Raw genomic sequence first — 18,133 nt, 5'->3', positions numbered from 1 at the left:
TATTTTCGGTTAAGGAAATCTCAATCAACCATTGGAAAACTCAATTCATATTGAAATGCACTCCATACTTTCCTTAAAAGATTAAAGAGTAATGCTCTCAATCATACAGCTAACTAAAGGCAAAGCCGGGGAATGTGAAAGTTCACTAATAATTAAATTGGCTCATTAGTTTTATACTCGTATCCACACTCCTTTGCTAAATACTGGAAGAGCAGGATTCCGTTGTAGGGGTAAATATTGAGATCAGCATGGAGTTACCATCTTGCAAGTCACCTCTCCACATTAGTGCTATTGCTTGGCTATTTTGGGTTAAAAACAATCGTACAAGTAGCCGCTGGTAAGGTCATTTTAAATTCCAGGCTTAGCTCTATTCTTACCAGTATTGCCAAGATATTGAAGACTCTGATTACACTTGTACTCAACAGCGCATTCGCACGGTCGTATCTAGTGAGCAACCCAAAGCTCTACTTTATTACTGGTAGTGAGCGCTTAAAAGGACCTAAAGCACTCCCTTTTCAGTTGGAACACTATTTCGAGCCAGTGACTGGAGTGGCCGGTATTTAGATCCTTAAAACGTGGTGGTATGTACGGAATCACCCCTCCTATCCGAGAGACTTGATATCTCACCTCTCCACTGGCTATATAGCAACCGAATTTTGAAAGCAGATTTAAAGTCTGTAGCTGACTGCCAGCAGCTTCCTCTCAGCGTTCGTTATAATCTGGCCTAACCCCAAATCAGCCTTCCCAAAGCCTGAACAGCAATTTCTGGTATTCCACTTCCCCTGCCTCTATGTCAGAGATGGAGGGCCTGCAGAAAGCTTTTATGGCTATTTACATCAGAGCCACTGCCATCTGGGGCCATCAGGATAAAGCCTTAACCTTTGCCCTTGAATATGTGTACGGCCGGTATAAGTATCCTCGCTCCCATCGACAGTCTCTTTAACAACAGTACCGCGAAAACGTTGATACCATTTGCCTCTATAATTATGATCTTGAAAATTTTTTAAGCGCAACTTACAGGTTTTTGACGAAATCCCAAAATCCATTTCAGTTTCACTTAAGTCAACATTATTTTTTTCCAGTTCTTCTTTAAACTGCTCCATATAATCGCTAGTGGGCTGATAGTGGCCACTGAAATTATTAATATGCTCTATTATTCCACCTACCACCGAGATATGCCCAGCCGCAGCAACTGGTCGCCCCGAGAAAAATGCTGAATGGTGCTGAATGTCACCATTTTTGTTACCACAAAAGATACGCCCATTCTTATCCATAACGAATGCCCAAGATCCGCCAGGATTGGTATTAAGTCTCTCTCCGCGCCAAAACAGAAGCCCATCTTGTATCGTAACCTGATATTTTTCTCGTTCAGCTTCACTCATATAGGGCACAACAACTCCACTATAAGTATCTTTACTTAAACCGCTATCTTTTAGCATTCCAAGTTCTTTGTATGGCATGGCAGTTATCTCCTTTATAAATGCGCTTAATAGGTAGCCATCAATATTAGCTAGTCATATTGATAACTATTTCAAGAGTATTTCTATCTCCATTCGTAAGTTTGACTCCAATGTAAATCATTGCGTTTCTGGTTACATACGCAGGGCTTTTCTTTGTGGGAAAGATACCCAACCCGAGAAAGATTATGAGCATCGGCGCCAGTGTATTGAGGGTAGAATGAAAAAGCTAGCCGCCATCTTTGCGTTCAATATTGCAGCCTATGCTGTAATGAGCAACCACTACTGTATTGTGCTCTATATCGGCGTAGAAGCCGCCAAAACTTGGTCCGATACCGAGATCCTTACTCCCTGATGAGGGCTTTTAAAAACTTCCGTACTAATTCAACGCTATCTTCAAGGGAACACTCTCGATTCTAGCGAAATAGAAAAGCTCCATGAGCTTAAAGAGTGGCCATAATGAATGACTTGCCACTAGAGACCTATAAAGCATGATAAATTTCAATGAATATAATCAACCAGCAAAGACATTGGTTCTGTATTATGCGAAACAACTAAACTCTGAAATCGCTCGATCAGTTGTTTCTGGAAACTCCAATTTAGATAGTAAAGAGGAGGCAGAGTCTTTGGCTTACTTTTTCTGGAAAATGACGGATCAAGCGGTTGATGACGAAAAAGATTGCAAGATGATTGAGGGTATTTCAGATATTCAGTCTTGGCTAGAAAAAGCACTTCATATATTTAGGGGTTACTTCAAAAAGCAAGGCTATCAGCAAGAGTGGTCAGAGGGCTATGACAAATACCATAGTGAGTAGAGCTTCATAACAAATTTCCACCTAACTGCTATGAGGAGAGGTAGGGTCGCCACTTTTGGGAGGGGCATTCAAGTCTCAAGGGTATTTCCGGTATTTCTGGACACCCACCAAATAGAAAGTATAAACCGCCAGCCCTATTGACAAAAGGATGAAACCCTTCAGGATACTATATATTCATACAGTCCAATACACGTGCTGCCGATGACTCTACCCCGAAGCACCCAGATATCTCTGGATGCAACACCTTATTATCACTGCGTTTCCCGCTGCGTACGCCGTGCATTTCTCTGTGGCAGAGATAGTAAATCCGGAAAAGATTACGAATATCGGCGCGAGTGGATTGAAAGCCGTATGTATAAATTGGCCGAGGCGTTTGCTCTAGATATTGCCGCCTATGCAGTAATGAGTAATCACTACCATATAGTGCTCTATATCGACAGAGAAGCTGCTAGCAAGTGGTCTCTCAAAGAGGTATTACTCGCTGGCAAAAACTGTTCAAAGCTTCCAGCTTGGCTCAGCGCTATCTTCAGGGCGATACCCTCGATCACTGTGAGGTAACTAGGCTAAAAGAAGTCGTTTCTCTATGGCGGGAGCGTCTAATGGATATCAGCTGGTTTATGCGCTGCTTAAACGAATCTATCGCTCGCCAGGCCAACGCTGAGGACAACTGTACAGGCCGCTTTTGGGAGGGCCGTTTTAAGTCCCAAGCCTTACTGGATGAAAGAGCCCTTGCTGCCTGCATGGCCTATGTAGACCTCAACCCGATCCGTGCCAATATTGCCAAGACCCCTGAAGACTCCGATTACACTTCGATTCAACAGCGTATTCGTGCGGTAGCCTCAGGCAAGCAGCCCAAAAGTCTACTTCCGTTTGTCGGCGGTGAGCGTTTGAGTATGCCGAAAGGGCTACCTTTTCAGCTGGATCACTATTTGGAGCTAGTGGACTGGAGTGGCCGACATTTAGATCCCAGAAAACGAGGCTGTATTGCCGAAAACACACCTCCCATCCTGAAGCGGCTTGGTATCTCACCCAGGCACTGGCTCTATCTCAACCGGAATTTTGAAAGTCGCTTTAAAGGCTTGGTGGGATCAGTGAAGGTGGTAAAGCAAATCTGTAGCCACCTCAATAAACGCTGGGTACACGGTATTGGTGACTGCCGGCGTTTCCTCTCAGCTACTTCCCACTAATCTAGCCCTACCCCAAACACTCGATAGCACGATTGCCGGTTTTATATCCAAAAATTGCGCTACCTACAGCCTGAACACAGCCCCTCTGCATTCCCCCCCTTTTTTTCCCTAAATTAGGGAGAAAAAGCTACCAGAGCTGGTGCTTGCCACGTAACTGACACTACCCTCCAATCTTTGGGTGTCCTGGATTGCTACATGACTGCGGTGGGCGTTTGAGTATGCCGAAAGGGCTACCTTTTCAGCTGGATCACTATTTAGAGCTAATGGACTGGAGTGGCCGACATTTAGATCCCAGAAAACGAGGCTGTATTGCCGAAAACACACCTCCCATCCTGGAGCGACTTGGTATCTCACCCAGGCACTGGCTCTATCTCAACCGAAATTTTGAAAGTCGCTTTAAAGGCTTGGTGGGATCAGTGAAGGTAGTACAGCAAGCCTGTAGCCACCTCAATAAACGCTGGGTACACGGTATTGGTGACTGCCGGCGCTTCCTCTCAGCTACCCCCCAAATCTAGCCCTACTCCAAACACTCGATAGCACGATTGCCGGTTTTATATCCAAAAATTGCGCTACCTACAGCCTGAACACAAACCCTCAGCATCCCCCCTCTTTACCCCTAAATCTGAGAGGAAAAGCCACCAGAGCTGATACTTGCCATGTAACTGCCCACAACAGTAAAAATTCACCAATGTTGCCATTTTTTTCACTTTTTGCTATTTTTCTTCAAATTATAAACACTGAATTCAATCTGAGCGAAAAATATGCAGCACCTTCCTGAGATTCTTAAGATAATTGAGGGGGGCGTAAAGAATAACGCCACCCAAGTCGCAAGCTATGCAAGTTTACTTGCCGACAAATTAGAAAGTGAAGGATTGCAGCGAGACGCCGGCAGTATTAGAAAAAAGCTAAATAGCGTTGCATCTCCGGCCGATCTAACGCCTCATGCAATAGACTCCACTCCATTACCCGTAGATCGCGATAGTCGATTAACGCTCGGAGACTTAACGCTTCCAATACTTGAAAACTCTCAAGTCCAGTTAAATGATCAAGTAAAAGAGAAAGTTAACGAATTTTTAGAGTTCATCAAACAGTCCCACCTTTTAACAAGTGCCGGGGTAGGCATTACTCCATCAATGCTAATTTATGGCCCGCCCGGATGCGGAAAAACTCAACTAGCCAATAACATTGCTGCACATTTGCAACTCCCTCTAATTACCGCTCGATGCGATACTCTTGTATCCTCATTCTTAGGTGCAACCGCAAAAAATCTCAGGAGCTTATTTGATCACGCCGCAAGTCGCCCGTGTGTTTTATTCCTTGATGAATTCGATGCTTTTGCAAAGGCGAGAGATGACCATCACGAATTAGGCGAATTAAAACGTGTCGTAGTAAGTCTTTTACAGAATATCGACTCCCTACCAGAAGATACTATTCTACTTGCCGCAACTAATCACGAAGAGTTACTTGATGCCGCAGTTTGGCGACGGTTTGCTTATCGAATTAAGATACCCCTACCTAACCCAGAACTGAGAAAGGGATTAATAGAGCAATTCCTCGGAGAATTTCAAAATGGCGGTCTTGCGACTTTAGCTGATGTCGCAAAGGGAATGAACGGAGCAGTTATAAAGCAAGCGTGTCAAGCTGCCATTCGAAAAGCGATAATTAGCGGTCAAGATAACATTGACAATGACTACCTAACTATAAAACTCGCCCAAGATCAATATACAAACATCATTGACGACCAGAAAATGACAGACGAAGAGAAGGTTGTTAGATTAAAAAACCTCAATGCTAAATTATTTACAATATCCAGACTCTCTGCAATGTTTGGCATGTCAACAGGAAAAATATCAAAGCTCACATCTACGCGAGGGAAGCTAAATGAGCAATGAAAATAATCCAATAAAAATCGTTGAAATCAACAAAACCGATCATCGTGAGCCGCGCCCACCCGGCCCAATAGAACATAAAATATTTGGGGATGGTGCAACTCAAAGCCACAGATCAAAATTAGCTAGAAATACGGAAAATACACTTAGCTATTTAAAGAGTTACCTCCTCGAATGGCCTGGTGTTCCTGGCGTCGCTAAAGTGACACTAAAGGAAGAAGCTCTTGCAAAATCACACAGACCAACAGCACTATTTAGTACACGGAGCTGCCCAATTATCGGAACCATGGGCTACGGAGAAATACTAATAAGCGCAACTTTAGACGGGCTTTCCGAGCTAAAAAGACGAATATTAGAAAGCGAAACTAAACGGCAAGTTGCAAACATCTCTGCTATCGAAAAAATTGAACCGTATAGTAAAGATGAACGCACGCAAGGATTCTCAACTAAGCAGCGTGACATTCTATGCAGGGAAAGCGGAACGGTCAAACTTCGACTTTTTGACCACAAAGACGAAATAAAAAACGCTAACTTGCGGGAAGCCCTGTATAATTATGCACAGTTAAATGAAATTAACATCAGAGAGCTCAGGTACGGAAACTCAAGAGATTTACTAGCAATCGAACCAAACTCTGCAGTAGATACAGAAAAATTGAGTCGATTCATTGGGTTAAGATCATTGGACCCAATGCCCAGCTATAGGCCCACCGATTTTGGAGTTCAGACAACCCCCGTTGGCAGCGCCAATGTAGATTCCTTCCCACCGCCCACTCCAGACGGCCATTATCCAGTGGTTGGAGTAATTGATTCTGGCGTCTGCCCAAATAGCAACCTCATACAACCTTGGGTACACGCAAGAGAAAGCTTCGTTCCTAGAGGACTCGAAGATTATAGTCATGGGACAATGGTTGCTGGGCTTATCGTAAACAGCCATAGCTTAAACCACCACGACCCAAAGTTCCCGAAGTCTCAAGCTAAAATCGTTGACGTAAACGTATTCCCCAAGCAAGGCAGTGTTAGGGAAGAAGATCTTATAGCCATTATTGAACAAGTTGTTCCAAAGTATCCAGAGGCCAAGGTCTGGAATTTATCTCTAGGGGGAGATACTCCTTCACATCCAACAGATTTTTCTGACTTCGCTAGATTTCTAGATGAAATGCATGATAAACACGGCTGCTTATTTGTGATTGCTGCCGGTAACCAGAACAATAAAGACTTATGGCCCACAATGGCCTGCGACCCTCTAAGAAACCGCATATCTTCTCCTGCTGACTCAGTGCGAGCTCTAACCGTAGGCAGTGTCGCTCATCAATGCACAGCTAGATCATTGGTCAAATGTGAGGAAACATCTCCATTTTCAAGAATTGGACCTGGACCATGTTTCATCCCAAAACCAGAAATCACCCATTACGGCGGCAACACAACTGAAACAGGTATGTACGCGCAGCTGGGAGTATTATCACTAGGTCCAAATAACAGTATCTACGAAAGTATCGGAACCAGTTTTGCCGCTCCAATCGCATGTAGCATTACCGCCGCAGTGAATCATTTCCTATCAGATGGCGGGCGACTAAAAGTGCCACCTGAGCGCACAAAGGCGCTTATGATTCATTCCGCACTCATAGCGCATAACAATCAAGTATCCTCAGAGACGCTTAATTACTATGGCTTCGGCAAGCCTAGCGGCTTAACCAACAGCCTGTACTGCGATGACCACTGTATCACCCTGCTCTTTGAAACTGATGTTCTCCATGGTGGGTATGAATTTGAACGAGTGCCATTCCCTATTCCAGACTGCCTAATCAACACTGAAGGGAAGTTTAAAGGTGAGATCCTAATGACATTAGTTTACTCGCCTATTACTGACAAAGAATTTGCATCTGAATACTGTCGAACGAATGTTGATGCTGGAATGGGAAGTTACGATCCTGACGATACAGGCATACCTAGATTCCAATCACGAGTACCTCAAGCGCCCAATGATTTAAATCATCTTTATGAAAAAGCCCAGATCGAGAATGGTTTCAAATGGTCTCCAGTAAAGGCCTATCATAAAGTGTTTCCTCGTGGAGTTGACGTCAGCACATGGCGGTTGAAAATGAAAGTGACTAGACGAGCTGAAGACGAGCGCCCACGGTACCCCCAAAAGGCAACGTTAGTTCTCAGCTTTAGATCTCTTGATCCAGAACTTCCTGTCTACAACCAAGCTATTCAAAAGCTAAATCAGGCTGGCTGGATCACCCACGATATCGACGCTCACCTGCGCATCAAGTTCTAAAGCACTGCCTTGCACGCCCCCTAACGAGCGTCACACCGCCAGTGCTCTACCATGTAAGTTATCGCGGAAACCCGCGATGTAATGCTTGTGTGATCAATTGGACTTAATGCGGACTTAAAATTTCAGAAACAAAAAAACCCGCTAAAAAGCGGGTTTTTTGGCCGTTGCTATGCAACGTTATATATGGTCGGAGCGGCCGGATTTGAACCGACGACCACCACACCCCCAGTGTGGTGCGCTACCAGGCTGCGCTACGCTCCGATTTTGAAAAATCGTTCACTTCGCTAAGTGATTGATTTTTAAAGACATCGTGTCTCGATGTGGCGTGAATCATACCTGAGTGCGGCTGGATTGCAAGCCCAGGTTTACAGTTTTTTATAAATTATTTTTCCCCTCCAGCAGGGCCACCACGTCCTTTAGTTCTGCGATCACTTCGGGTAGTACTTGCTGTAGCTGTACCACCTCTGCCCGCTCGCTGCCGGTTTCGATCTGCTGGCGGGCTCCACCAATGGTATAGCCCTCTTCGTACAGGAGCGCACGAATCTGGCGGATCATGATGACATCTTGGTGCTGGTAGTAACGGCGGTTGCCGCGACGTTTGACGGGTTTCAGCTGGGGGAATTCCTGCTCCCAGTAACGCAGGACATGGGGTTTAACTGCGCACAGTTCACTCACCTCACCAATGGTGAAATAGCGCTTACCGGGGATTGCAGGCAGCTGAGCGTTATTGCTCGGTTCCAGCATGCTCTTCTACTCGTGTCTTGAGTTTTTGCCCGGGTTTAAAAGTGACTACCCTGCGGGCCGAGATGGGGATTTCCTCGCCGGTCTTGGGATTGCGACCGGGACGCTGGCTTTTATCGCGCAGGTCGAAATTGCCAAAGCCGGAGAGCTTGACCTGCTCGTTACTTTCCAACGCATTGCGGATCTCCTCGAAGAAATATTCGACGATCTCTTTCGCTTCGCGCTTGTTAAAGCCCAGCTCTTCGTACAGTTTCTCGGCGAGCCCGGCCTTGGTCAGTGCCTCTGTCATTGGATCCTACCAATTGATTCAGAGGCGTCGACTCCAGATCGGAAGCGGCCCAAACCGCGGCGGCTTTCAACCCGGTAGCAGACGCTCTCGGGGTGCAATTCAGCCTGCACCCGAGAGCATCATGCTCTACTAGCGCAGACTAGCGTTATATTTTTCTTCTAGTTTTCCGACCACCGCATCTACAGCGGCATTGATTTCGTCGTCATTAAGGGTGCGTGACGAATGCTGAAACGTCAACCCCAAAGCGACACTTTTTCTATTTAAATCAATACCTTTGCCCTGGTAGACATCAAATATCTTTAGGTCCGTCAAGGTTTCACCTGCAACTTCGACAGCAGTTTCCACCAAGCTGGCGGCAGGAACCTCTGCGTCAATCAACAGGGCCAGATCGCGACGCACTTCCGGGAACTTGGACAGCGGGCGGAATGCGGGGGTTTTGCCCTCGCCGATCGCTTCCAGGCTCAGCTCAAATACGAACGCGGGCTTGGCCAGGTCCAACTTCTTCTGCAACTGCGGGTGCAGGGCTCCGATAACCCCTACTTCGCGGTCGCCGCGCATAATCTTGGCGGTTTGGCCGGGGTGCAACGCGGGGTGCTGGCCAGCGACAAAGCGGAACTCATCGGCAACACCGGTGCGAGCCAACAGGGCTTCTACATCGGCTTTCACGTCGAAGAAGTCCACGGCGTCTTTGCTGCCAGTCCAGTTTTCTGCGTAGCGGCTACCGTAGGCGAGACCGGCAATCATTTGCTCCTGGTGCAGCTCGGCACCCGGCACAAAGCGCAGGCCGGTTTCAAACAGGCGCACGCGGTTTTGCTGGCGGTTCAGGTTGTACTGCAACGCTTTGCACAGGCCTGGCAGCAAGGTGGTGCGCATAACCGCCAGCTCGGCGCTGATCGGGTTTTGCAGGGCCACCGGATCGGCTTCCGGATCAAACAGCGCGGCGCTGTCGCTATCGATAAAGCTGAAGGTAATCGCTTCGTAGTAACCACGGCTCAGCAGGGTTTGCTCCAGGTTGTCCTGGGCAATGGTGCTCTCCGGGCGCGGGGCGATTTCCAGTTCGGCAGTAAAGCTTTCACTGGGGATACGGTTATAGCCGTATACACGGGCCAGCTCTTCCAGCAGGTCTGCTTCGATGGCGATATCGAAACGGAAGCTGGGGGCGAGGAAGGTCCAGCCTTCGTCGTTCTGGTCGATTTTTTCCAGGCCCAGACGGGTGAGAATATCGACGATTTCGTCATCGGCCAGTTTGATGCCCAGGCCTAACTCTACTTTCGCACGCCGCAGGGTAATGTGGCGCTCGGCGGGCATAATTTCAGTCAGCTCACGCACGTGTACCGGGCCGGGTTCACCGCCGACGATATCCAGCAGCAGCTGGGTAGCGCGCTCTACCGCTTTCTCTTGCAGGTGGTAGTCCACGCCGCGCTCGAAACGGTGGGAGGAATCGGTGTGCAGGCCGTAAGAGCGAGCCTTACCGGCAATGGCCAGCGGGCTAAAGAAGGCGCTCTCCAGGAAGATATGCTGTGTGCCTGCGGTCACGGAGGAATCCAGGCCACCCATTATGCCGGCCATCGCCAGAGGTTTTTCCTCATCGGCAATTACCAGGGTGCCCTCTTTCAGTTTGACTTCCTGGCCGTCCAGCAGGGTCAGCTCTTCACCGGCTTCCGCCATACGCACTTTGATGCCGCCGGAGAGTTTCTCCAGGTCGAAGGCGTGCATGGGCTGGCCCAGTTCCAGCAAAACATAGTTGGTAACGTCTACTACCGGGTCGATACTGCGCAGGCCGCTGCGACGCAGGCGCTCTTGCATCCACAGAGGTGTTACCGCTTTGATATCGATATTGCGAATAACACGACCTACGTAGCGCGGGCAGGCGGCTTCCGCCAGCAGGGATACGGGCATACTCTCGTCGATCTGCTGGGGTACCGGAGCAACTTCCGGGCCCTGAACGGCGCAGCGATTCAATACACCCACTTCGCGAGCAATACCGGCAACACCGAGGCAGTCGGAACGGTTCGGGGTGAGATCCACTTCGATGGTCTCATCGTCCAGCTGCAAGTATTCACGCAGATCGGTACCGGTGGGTGCGTCTTCTGGCAGTTCCCAGATACCGTCATTGTCTTCGCCCAGTTCCAGTTCGGTCTGTGCGCAGAGCATACCGAAGCTCTCTACACCACGGAGCTTGGCTTTCTTGATTTTAAAATCGCCCGGCAGCTTGGCGCCTACCAGGGCAAAAGGAATTTTGATTCCGGTGCGCGCATTGGGAGCACCGCACACAACTTGCATTTCACCGTCGGGGTGACCGGCCACTTTACACACGCGTAGCTTGTCCGCATCCGGGTGCTGTTCACAGGCGACAATCTCACCGACAACCACTCCGGAGAAATCGCCCGCAACTTTTTCTATACCGTCCACTTCCAGGCCGGCCATGGTGATTTGATCGGCCAGTTCCTGCGTGGTGAGTTCCGGGTTTACCCATTCCCGCAACCAGGAGTTGCTGATTTTCATAGTTGATCTCTTTCTGTATTCCGTCAGCGCAACTTGGTGCGCATTTCGCCTGGGGCTATTTCGCCTCCCAGGCCTCCACAATTCGACTGCTGTTGCGAAGAGCCATTGCCATTCGCGCTGCCACTTGGCTTAGAACTGTTTCAAGAAGCGCAGATCGTTATCGAAGAACAAGCGCAGGTCGTTGACGCCGTAGCGCAGCATGGCGAGGCGCTCGATACCGATACCGAAGGCAAAGCCGGAGTATTTTTCGCTGTCGATATCGCAGGCGGCGAAGACGTTCGGGTGCACCATGCCGCAGCCGAGAATTTCCAGCCAGCCGGTGCCGGAACATACGCGGCAGCCTTCACCGGAACAGGCGGTACACTGGATGTCCGCTTCTGCGGAAGGCTCGGTGAACGGGAAGTAAGACGGGCGGAAACGCACCGGTACTTCCGCTTCGAAGAAGGCGCGCAGGAATTGGTCGATGGTGCCTTTCAGGTGGGCGAAGCTGATGTTCTCGCCGATTACCAGGCCTTCTACCTGGTGGAACATGGGCGAGTGGGTGACATCGGAGTCGCAGCGGTATACGCGGCCCGGGCAGATAATGCGCAGCGGTGGAGATTTTTTCTCCATGGTGCGGATCTGCACTGAGGAGGTGTGGGTTCTCAGTACGGTGGTGGGGTCCACGTAGAAGGTGTCATGCATCGCGCGCGCGGGGTGGTGCGCGGGAATATTCAACGCTTCGAAGTTGTAGTAGTCCTGTTCGACTTCCGGGCCGTTTTCAACGGAGAAGCCAATGCTCGCAAAGAATTCTTCCACGCGCTTTAAGGTGCGCGTAATGGGGTGGGCATTGCCCTGCTCTTCGCCGCGCCCCGGCAGAGTGACATCAATGGTCTCTTCGGCCAACTTCGCGTTGATGGCGGCCTGCTCCAGCATATTGCGGCGCGCGTTAATTTTTTCCTGAACCTGCTGCTTGGCTTCGTTGATCTTGGCACCCGCCGCCGGACGCTCCTCAGCCGACAACTTGCCAAGGCCTTTCAGCAGTGCCGTCAGCTGGCCCTTTTTGCCCAGGTAATCAACACGCACCTGATCCAGTGCGGCGAGGCCATCGGCCTTCTCCACCAGCTCCATAGCCTGCTCGGTGAGGGACTGCAAATCTTGCATCGAACTGTTCCCGTTTGAATCCAACTTCGATTAATTTTTTCTGCTTTGTTCGGCCGGTACTTTCTGTACCGGAGGGAATTTCCCCAGGCACCGCCACCGGTAAAAAATAGCGGAAACTCCATAAAAAAATAGGGAAGGGCCACTACAGCCCTTCCCTATTTTGAGTATTCAGTTTTACAACTGAAGTGACAGCTTACGCTGCCAGGGCTGCCTTAGCTTTTTCAACTACGGCAGCAAAAGCGACTTTATCGTAAACAGCCAGATCAGCCAGTACACGGCGATCCAGTGCGATGTCCGCTTTTTTCAGACCTGCGATCAGGCGGCTGTAGCTCAGGCCTTCAGCACGGGACTGGGCGTTAATACGAGTAATCCACAGAGCGCGGAAGTTACGCTTTTTAACGCGACGGTCACGGTATGCGTACTGACCAGCTTTAATTACTGCCTGCTTGGCAACGCGGAATACGCGTGAACGCGCACCGTAGTAACCTTTAGCCTGCTTCAGAATCTTCTTGTGACGACGACGCGCCTCTACACCACGTTTTACACGGGCCATACTTCTATCCTCTTAAACCTTTGCGATTTGGGCCAATTACTTGGCGCGCAGCATACGATCGACCAGTCCAGCATCAGACTTGTTCATAGTCTGGGTGCCACGCAGCTGACGCTTGCGCTTGGTGGTCATCTTGGTGAGGATGTGGCTCTTGTTAGCGTGCTTGTGCTTGTAGCCCGCAGCCGTCTTCTTGAAGCGCTTGGCAGCGCCACTGTGAGTCTTTGCTTTCGGCATTTTGTACTCCAAAGTTAATATTCGCCTGTAAAACAGGCACCTTTAGTAACTGCCGACAACCGAAGTTACCGGCACTGCGAGAGTGGGGAGGCAGCCGTCGCCCAACCACTTCTCAAAGGAGATCCCGGGAATGACTTCCCCAAACCTCACTTTTTCTTTTTGAGCGGAGCAATCACCATCAGCATTTGACGACCTTCCATTTTCGGTCGCTGCTCTACGGTGCCCAGCTCTTCAAGGTCCTTTTCGATGCGCTGCATCATTTCCATGCCCAGCTCTTGGTGAGCCATTTCGCGGCCACGGAAACGCAGGGATACTTTGGCCTTGTCACCCGCTTCCAGGAAGCGGGCCAGGTTGCGCAGCTTGATCTGGTAGTCACCGACATCGGTGCCCGGGCGGAATTTCATTTCCTTGATCTGCTGCTGCTTCTGCTTCTTCTTGGCGGCATTCTTAGCTTTTTTAGCTTCGAATACGTGCTTGCCGTAGTCCATGATCTTACAGACTATCGGCGTGGAGTCCGAGGCAATTTCAACGAGATCCAAGCTAGCTTTCTGTGCAGCTTCCAGCGCTTCATCCAGGGAGACAATGCCTACCTGTTCGCCATCAGCGCCTATCAGGCGGAGTTCTGACGCTTCAATCTGATCGTTTATGCGGGCCTTTTTGGACCGTCCCTTAGTGTCTCGTTTAATAGCTATGGTCTCCCAGTTGCCAAGTTGTTATGCATTATCTTCTGTCAAACGACCGCGACGATTCACGTCTTGCTCGAGGATCTCGAGGAATGACTCATACGTCATTGTACCAAGATCTTCACCGCTACGGGTACGTACTGCCACGGTCTGACTTTCTACTTCCTTATCGCCAATTACCAATAGATAAGGAACACGCTGAAGCGTGTGCTCGCGGATTTTAAAGCCGATCTTCTCGTTTCTCAAGTCAGCTGTGGCGCGGTATTGCAGCTCACCCAAACGATCTTGCAAATTGCGACAATATTCGGCCTGGCGATCGGTGATATTCATGATCGCCACCTGCTGCGGCGCGAGCCAGGTGGGGAACGCGCCTTCGTAGTGCTCGATCAGGATTCCGATAAAGCGCTCGAAGGAACCCAAGGCTGCGCGGTGCAGCATTACCGGGGACTGGCGCGAGCCATCTTCCGCTACAAACTGGGCATCCAGGCGGCCCGGCATGGAGAAGTCCACCTGAATAGTACCGCACTGCCATACACGGCCGAGACAGTCTTTCAGGGAGAATTCGATCTTCGGTCCGTAGAAGGCGCCTTCACCCGGCAGCTCTTCCCACGGCAGGCCAGCGGCATCCAGAGCGTCGGCCAAGGCTTTTTCAGCCTTATCCCAGCTCTCATCGGAACCTACGCGCTTCTCCGGGCGAGTGGAGAGACGGTAGATAACGTCCTGGAAGCCGAAATCCTTATAAACGGAGTGCAGCAGATCCATAAAGTCAGAAACCTCTGACTGGATCTGATCTTCGCTACAGAAGATATGGCCGTCATCCTGCACAAAGCCGCGCACGCGCATCAGGCCGTGCAGGGAACCGGAGGGCTCGCTACGGTGACAGGAGCCAAACTCCGCCAGACGCAACGGCAGGTCGCGGTAGCTGCGCAGGCCCTGATTGAATACCTGTACGTGACAAGGACAGTTCATCGGTTTAATGGCGAACTGACGTTCTTCACTGGTCAGGGTGAACATGTCATCGCCGAACTTATCGGCGTGACCGGACTTGCGCCACAGGCTGAAATCTACCAGCTGTGGAGTCTTGATTTCTTTGTAGCCGAATTCGCGCTGGCGGCGACGCATGTACTGCTCGATAGTGCTGTAGATGGTCCAGCCGTTCGGGTGCCAGAACACCATGCCGGGCGCCTCTTCCTGGATATGGAAAAGGTCAAATTTCTTCGCCAGCTTGCGGTGATCGCGCTTTTCTGCCTCTTCGATACGACGCAGGTAAGCTTTCAATTCTTTTTTGTTGGCCCAGGCAGTGCCGTAAACACGGGTCAACATTTCATTGTTGGAGTCGCCACGCCAGTAGGCACCGGCCACTTTGGTCAGTTTGAACGCTTTCAACCTGCCAGTGGAGGGTACGTGGGGACCGCGACACAGGTCTTCAAAGTCGCCCTGGCGGTAGAGAGAAATATCTTCATCACTGGGGATGCTGTCGATAATCTCAGCCTTGTACTCTTCGCCCATTTCGCGGAAGTACTTAACCGCTTCTTTGCGCGGCATCAGGCGGCGACTGACAGTAATGTCTTCTTTGGCCAGCACTTCCATACGCTCTTCGATCTTCTCGAGATCTTCTGGCGTAAACTGGCGCTCGTAGGCGAAATCGTAATAGAAGCCGTTTTCGATAACAGGGCCAATGGTGACCTGGGCTGTGGGGTACAGCTGCTTAACTGCTTGTGCCAGCAAGTGCGCTGTGGAGTGACGGATCACTTCCAAGCCTTCGGGCTGACGATCAGTAATAATTGCCAGATTTACGTCGGTATCAATAACGTAACTGGTATCGACTTCCTTGCCGTCTACAACGCCAGCAAGTGCGGCTTTTGCCAAACCAGGGCCGATATCAGCGGCTACATCGTGTACGGAAACCGGAGCAGAAAATTCTCGACGGGAACCATCGGGGAGAGTAACAACGGGCATTGTTTATCCTTTGTTCTCAGTGGCGATCCCTACCAAAGACCGCATGAAATCATTCATGAAACTGTTGATCTGGATGGGCTATCCATCCTTCAGAAAGGTGGTAGACCCGGGCGGATTTGAACCGCCGACCTCTGCCATGTCAAGGCAGCGCTCTAACCAACTGAGCTACGGGTCTAAAACTCTGCAGCGGGGGAACCCAGTGCTGCGAAGAGCGCGAACTTTAGCACCGCTTTTCAGTGTTTTCAACAACTTACTGAACTTTTGTGTGAAATTTTTTAAGAGTAACCAAGCACCAACAAGGCAGTGCGGGACTATCAAAATGTAGATCCAAGTCCCGCCCTTCAGCAAGGATTATTCCACACCTTTTAAGTGGGTAATCTCATCGCGCAATTTTGCTGCCGCTTCAAATTCCAGGTTCTTCGCATGCTGGTACATTTGCTCTTCCAGCTCGGCAATTCGGGCCCAGCGCTGCTTATCGGTAAGGGCCTCGACATCCACCTTGTATTCGCCTTTACCCTCGGCAACTTTGCGGCGCCCCTTCTTGGGCACGCCGGGGGCCACTGCTCCCTCCAGAATATCCGCCACACTCTTGCGGATACCTTTTGGAGTAATGCCGTGCTCCTCGTTAAAGGCCAGCTGCTTCTCGCGGCGGCGACGAGTCTCTTCGAGAGCTCGCTCCATAGAGCCGGTGACTTTGTCCGCGTAGAGAATCGCCCTCCCCTCCAGGTTTCGAGCAGCCCGCCCAATGGTCTGGATCAGCGAACGATCGGAACGGAGGAAGCCCTCTTTATCGGCATCGAAAATTGCCACCAGGGCAACTTCCGGCATATCCAGGCCTTCTCGCAGCAAGTTAATACCAACTAGCACGTCAAACTCGCCGATACGCAGGTCCCGGATAATCTCTACCCGCTCGACGGTATCAATATCGGAGTGTAAGTAACGGACACGAACACCACTTTCGGAGAGATATTCAGTCAGGTCTTCCGCCATCCGCTTGGTCAATACGGTGATCAGCACCCGCTGGTCGGCGTCCACACAGCGATGAATTTCAGACAGGGCATCATCTACCTGGGTCAATGCTGGGCGAACTTCGACTTCCGGGTCCACCAACCCTGTCGGGCGAACCACCTGCTCGACCACTTGCCCTGCATTCTCTTGCTCATAGGCCCCTGGGGTTGCGGACACAAAAACCGTCTGGGGTGCCAACCCCTCCCACTCTTCAAACTTGAGAGGACGATTGTCCAGGGCCGATGGCAGACGAAAGCCATACTCCACCAAAGTTTCCTTGCGCGACCGGTCTCCACGATACATACCGCCGATTTGCGGCACTGTCACGTGACTCTCATCGATAAATAACAGTGCATCATTGGGCAGGTAATCAAAAAGCGTGGGCGGCGGCTGACCAATACCGCGACCGGAGAGGTAGCGGGAATAGTTCTCTACGCCATTGCAGTAGCCAAGCTCCTGCATCATCTCCACATCGTAGCGGGTACGCTGATCTAGCCGCTGCGCTTCGACCAGCTTGTTGTTTCCACGCAGTTGCTCGAGGCGCCCTCGCAGCTCATCTTTGATTTCATCGATAGCACTGACGATGGTCTCTCGCGGCGTCACATAGTGACTCTTGGGGAAGATAGTGACCCGGGGCACCTTCCTGATCTGCTCTCCAGTGAGAGGGTCAAATATGGTGATCTCTTCGATCTCTTCATCAAAAAGAGACAGGCGCACCGCTTCCAAATCGGAGTCTGCCGGGTAGATATCGATAATATCGCCGCGCACCCGGTAAGTAGCGCGACGGAAATCTGCATCATTGCGGGTGTATTGCAGTTCAGCCAGGCGCCTGAGGATAGTGCGTTGGTCAACGAGATCGCCGCGATCCAGATGCAGGACCATCTTCAAATATTTGTCGGGGTCACCCAAACCGTAAATTGCCGAAACTGTGGCGACCACAACCACATCGCGCCGCTCAATAAGTGCCTTGGTGGCCGAGAGGCGCATCTGCTCGATATGCTCGTTTACGGATGCATCCTTTTCGATAAAGGTGTCCGAAGAGGGAACGTAAGCCTCCGGCTGGTAGTAGTCGTAGTAAGAGACAAAATACTCCACGGCATTCTTGGGGAAAAACTCTTTAAACTCCCCGTAAAGCTGAGCCGCCAGTGTCTTATTGTGGGCCATCACAATGGCCGGCCGCTGCAGGCGCTCAATAATATTCGCCATAGTGAAGGTCTTACCGGAACCGGTAACACCCAGCAGCGTTTGATGGCTCAGACCATCATCAATCCCTTCTGACAACTGCTCTATCGCCAGAGGCTGATCGCCCGCTGGCTGATACTTGGACTCCACCTTAAAAGGTCGCGACTCCATACACTTCCCCCAACCGCTTAATCATTCATGCAACACAGGATT

General features: G+C 50.4%; 17 protein-coding genes and 2 tRNA genes. 7 read left to right on the top strand and 12 right to left on the bottom strand.

The features are described 5' to 3' along the window. Positions 1-836: 836 nt before the first annotated feature. Complete coding sequence (locus tag ACJJIE_RS01625; protein WP_444893301.1) at positions 837-1,460, bottom strand: IQM protein middle domain-containing protein; 624 nt, start codon at positions 1,458-1,460, stop codon at positions 837-839. 217 nt (positions 1,461-1,677) lie between these two features. Between ACJJIE_RS01625 and ACJJIE_RS01620 the strand changes: the two genes are divergently transcribed. From ACJJIE_RS01620 to iteS, 7 genes are all read left to right on the top strand, one after another. Beyond that, entirely contained in the window at positions 1,678-1,812 is a 135-nt protein-coding gene (locus tag ACJJIE_RS01620) for a hypothetical protein (RefSeq protein WP_444893300.1), read from the top strand. A 136-nt stretch (positions 1,813-1,948) separates the two neighbouring features. Further along, entirely contained in the window at positions 1,949-2,272 is a 324-nt protein-coding gene (locus ACJJIE_RS01615; protein WP_444893299.1) for a hypothetical protein, read from the top strand. A 201-nt stretch (positions 2,273-2,473) separates the two neighbouring features. Next, positions 2,474-2,830 carry a hypothetical protein gene (locus ACJJIE_RS01610; protein ID WP_444893298.1) on the top strand — a complete coding sequence of 119 codons (357 nt, stop codon included), beginning with the start codon at positions 2,474-2,476 and terminating at the stop codon, positions 2,828-2,830. 41 nt (positions 2,831-2,871) lie between these two features. Then, positions 2,872-3,459, top strand: coding sequence for a hypothetical protein (locus ACJJIE_RS01605; RefSeq protein ID WP_444893297.1), 588 nt, complete (start codon positions 2,872-2,874; stop codon positions 3,457-3,459). Between the two features lie 218 nt (positions 3,460-3,677). After that, positions 3,678-3,974: a hypothetical protein gene (locus ACJJIE_RS01600; protein ID WP_444893296.1), complete on the top strand. Its 297-nt coding sequence runs from the start codon at positions 3,678-3,680 to the stop codon at positions 3,972-3,974. Between the two features lie 246 nt (positions 3,975-4,220). Then, complete coding sequence (locus tag ACJJIE_RS01595; protein WP_444893295.1) at positions 4,221-5,351, top strand: AAA family ATPase; 1,131 nt, start codon at positions 4,221-4,223, stop codon at positions 5,349-5,351. Then, positions 5,341-7,626: a S8 family anti-phage peptidase IteS gene (gene iteS, locus ACJJIE_RS01590; RefSeq protein ID WP_444893294.1), complete on the top strand. Its 2,286-nt coding sequence runs from the start codon at positions 5,341-5,343 to the stop codon at positions 7,624-7,626. The genes ACJJIE_RS01595 and iteS overlap by 11 nt, the downstream gene beginning before the upstream one ends. A 184-nt stretch (positions 7,627-7,810) precedes the next feature. Here the strand turns inward: iteS and ACJJIE_RS01585 are convergent. The 11 genes from ACJJIE_RS01585 to uvrB all read right to left on the bottom strand — a co-directional run bounded on the left by ACJJIE_RS01585 (position 7,811) and on the right by uvrB (position 18,091). Continuing rightward, a tRNA-Pro gene (locus ACJJIE_RS01585) sits at positions 7,811-7,887 on the bottom strand. Between the two features lie 114 nt (positions 7,888-8,001). Then, the gene (locus tag ACJJIE_RS01580) at positions 8,002-8,370 is read right to left on the bottom strand and encodes a MerR family transcriptional regulator (RefSeq protein ID WP_108733836.1); all 369 of its coding nucleotides are present in this window, start codon (positions 8,368-8,370) and stop codon (positions 8,002-8,004) included. Next, the gene (ihfA, locus tag ACJJIE_RS01575) at positions 8,351-8,656 is read right to left on the bottom strand and encodes an integration host factor subunit alpha (protein WP_108733837.1); all 306 of its coding nucleotides are present in this window, start codon (positions 8,654-8,656) and stop codon (positions 8,351-8,353) included. Before ihfA ends, ACJJIE_RS01580 begins: the two co-directional genes overlap by 20 nt. Positions 8,657-8,785: 129 nt before the next feature. After that, positions 8,786-11,161 (bottom strand): phenylalanine--tRNA ligase subunit beta, encoded by a 2,376-nt coding sequence (pheT, locus tag ACJJIE_RS01570; RefSeq protein ID WP_444893293.1) that lies wholly within the window; start codon positions 11,159-11,161, stop codon positions 8,786-8,788. Between the two features lie 129 nt (positions 11,162-11,290). After that, positions 11,291-12,304 carry a phenylalanine--tRNA ligase subunit alpha gene (gene pheS, locus ACJJIE_RS01565; protein ID WP_108733839.1) on the bottom strand — a complete coding sequence of 338 codons (1,014 nt, stop codon included), beginning with the start codon at positions 12,302-12,304 and terminating at the stop codon, positions 11,291-11,293. A 193-nt stretch (positions 12,305-12,497) separates the two neighbouring features. Next, entirely contained in the window at positions 12,498-12,857 is a 360-nt protein-coding gene (gene rplT, locus ACJJIE_RS01560) for a 50S ribosomal protein L20 (RefSeq protein WP_108733840.1), read from the bottom strand. A gap of 36 nt (positions 12,858-12,893) precedes the next feature. Next, the gene (rpmI, locus tag ACJJIE_RS01555; protein WP_020413351.1) at positions 12,894-13,088 is read right to left on the bottom strand and encodes a 50S ribosomal protein L35; all 195 of its coding nucleotides are present in this window, start codon (positions 13,086-13,088) and stop codon (positions 12,894-12,896) included. A gap of 146 nt (positions 13,089-13,234) precedes the next feature. Then, positions 13,235-13,774 (bottom strand): translation initiation factor IF-3, encoded by a 540-nt coding sequence (infC, locus tag ACJJIE_RS01550; RefSeq protein ID WP_282934667.1) that lies wholly within the window; start codon positions 13,772-13,774, stop codon positions 13,235-13,237. Between the two features lie 27 nt (positions 13,775-13,801). Continuing rightward, complete coding sequence (gene thrS, locus ACJJIE_RS01545) at positions 13,802-15,730, bottom strand: threonine--tRNA ligase (protein WP_108733842.1); 1,929 nt, start codon at positions 15,728-15,730, stop codon at positions 13,802-13,804. 98 nt (positions 15,731-15,828) lie between these two features. Continuing rightward, positions 15,829-15,905 (bottom strand) — tRNA-Val (locus ACJJIE_RS01540). A 176-nt stretch (positions 15,906-16,081) separates the two neighbouring features. Further along, the gene (gene uvrB, locus ACJJIE_RS01535; RefSeq protein ID WP_413662664.1) at positions 16,082-18,091 is read right to left on the bottom strand and encodes an excinuclease ABC subunit UvrB; all 2,010 of its coding nucleotides are present in this window, start codon (positions 18,089-18,091) and stop codon (positions 16,082-16,084) included. Positions 18,092-18,133 lie beyond the last annotated feature (42 nt).

The sequence above is a fragment of the Microbulbifer maximicatervae (SeqCode) genome (genome assembly GCF_052467325.1).
This window is presented reverse-complemented; position numbering and strand designations above follow the sequence as displayed.

Bases quoted from the DNA above. Each gene is read 5' to 3' on its own strand.
- ACJJIE_RS01625 (WP_444893301.1), bottom strand. From the start codon at position 1,460: ATGCCATACAAAGAACTTGGAATGCTAAAAGATAGCGGTTTAAGTAAA.
- ACJJIE_RS01620 (WP_444893300.1), top strand. From the start codon at position 1,678: ATGAAAAAGCTAGCCGCCATCTTTGCGTTCAATATTGCAGCCTATGCT.
- ACJJIE_RS01615 (WP_444893299.1), top strand. From the start codon at position 1,949: ATGATAAATTTCAATGAATATAATCAACCAGCAAAGACATTGGTTCTG.
- ACJJIE_RS01610 (WP_444893298.1), top strand. From the start codon at position 2,474: ATGACTCTACCCCGAAGCACCCAGATATCTCTGGATGCAACACCTTAT.
- ACJJIE_RS01605 (WP_444893297.1), top strand. From the start codon at position 2,872: ATGGATATCAGCTGGTTTATGCGCTGCTTAAACGAATCTATCGCTCGC.
- ACJJIE_RS01600 (WP_444893296.1), top strand. From the start codon at position 3,678: ATGCCGAAAGGGCTACCTTTTCAGCTGGATCACTATTTAGAGCTAATG.
- ACJJIE_RS01595 (WP_444893295.1), top strand. From the start codon at position 4,221: ATGCAGCACCTTCCTGAGATTCTTAAGATAATTGAGGGGGGCGTAAAG.
- iteS (WP_444893294.1), top strand. From the start codon at position 5,341: ATGAGCAATGAAAATAATCCAATAAAAATCGTTGAAATCAACAAAACC.
- ACJJIE_RS01580 (WP_108733836.1), bottom strand. From the start codon at position 8,370: ATGCTGGAACCGAGCAATAACGCTCAGCTGCCTGCAATCCCCGGTAAG.
- ihfA (WP_108733837.1), bottom strand. From the start codon at position 8,656: ATGACAGAGGCACTGACCAAGGCCGGGCTCGCCGAGAAACTGTACGAA.
- pheT (WP_444893293.1), bottom strand. From the start codon at position 11,161: ATGAAAATCAGCAACTCCTGGTTGCGGGAATGGGTAAACCCGGAACTC.
- pheS (WP_108733839.1), bottom strand. From the start codon at position 12,304: ATGCAAGATTTGCAGTCCCTCACCGAGCAGGCTATGGAGCTGGTGGAG.
- rplT (WP_108733840.1), bottom strand. From the start codon at position 12,857: ATGGCCCGTGTAAAACGTGGTGTAGAGGCGCGTCGTCGTCACAAGAAG.
- rpmI (WP_020413351.1), bottom strand. From the start codon at position 13,088: ATGCCGAAAGCAAAGACTCACAGTGGCGCTGCCAAGCGCTTCAAGAAG.
- thrS (WP_108733842.1), bottom strand. From the start codon at position 15,730: ATGCCCGTTGTTACTCTCCCCGATGGTTCCCGTCGAGAATTTTCTGCT.
- uvrB (WP_413662664.1), bottom strand. From the start codon at position 18,091: ATGGAGTCGCGACCTTTTAAGGTGGAGTCCAAGTATCAGCCAGCGGGC.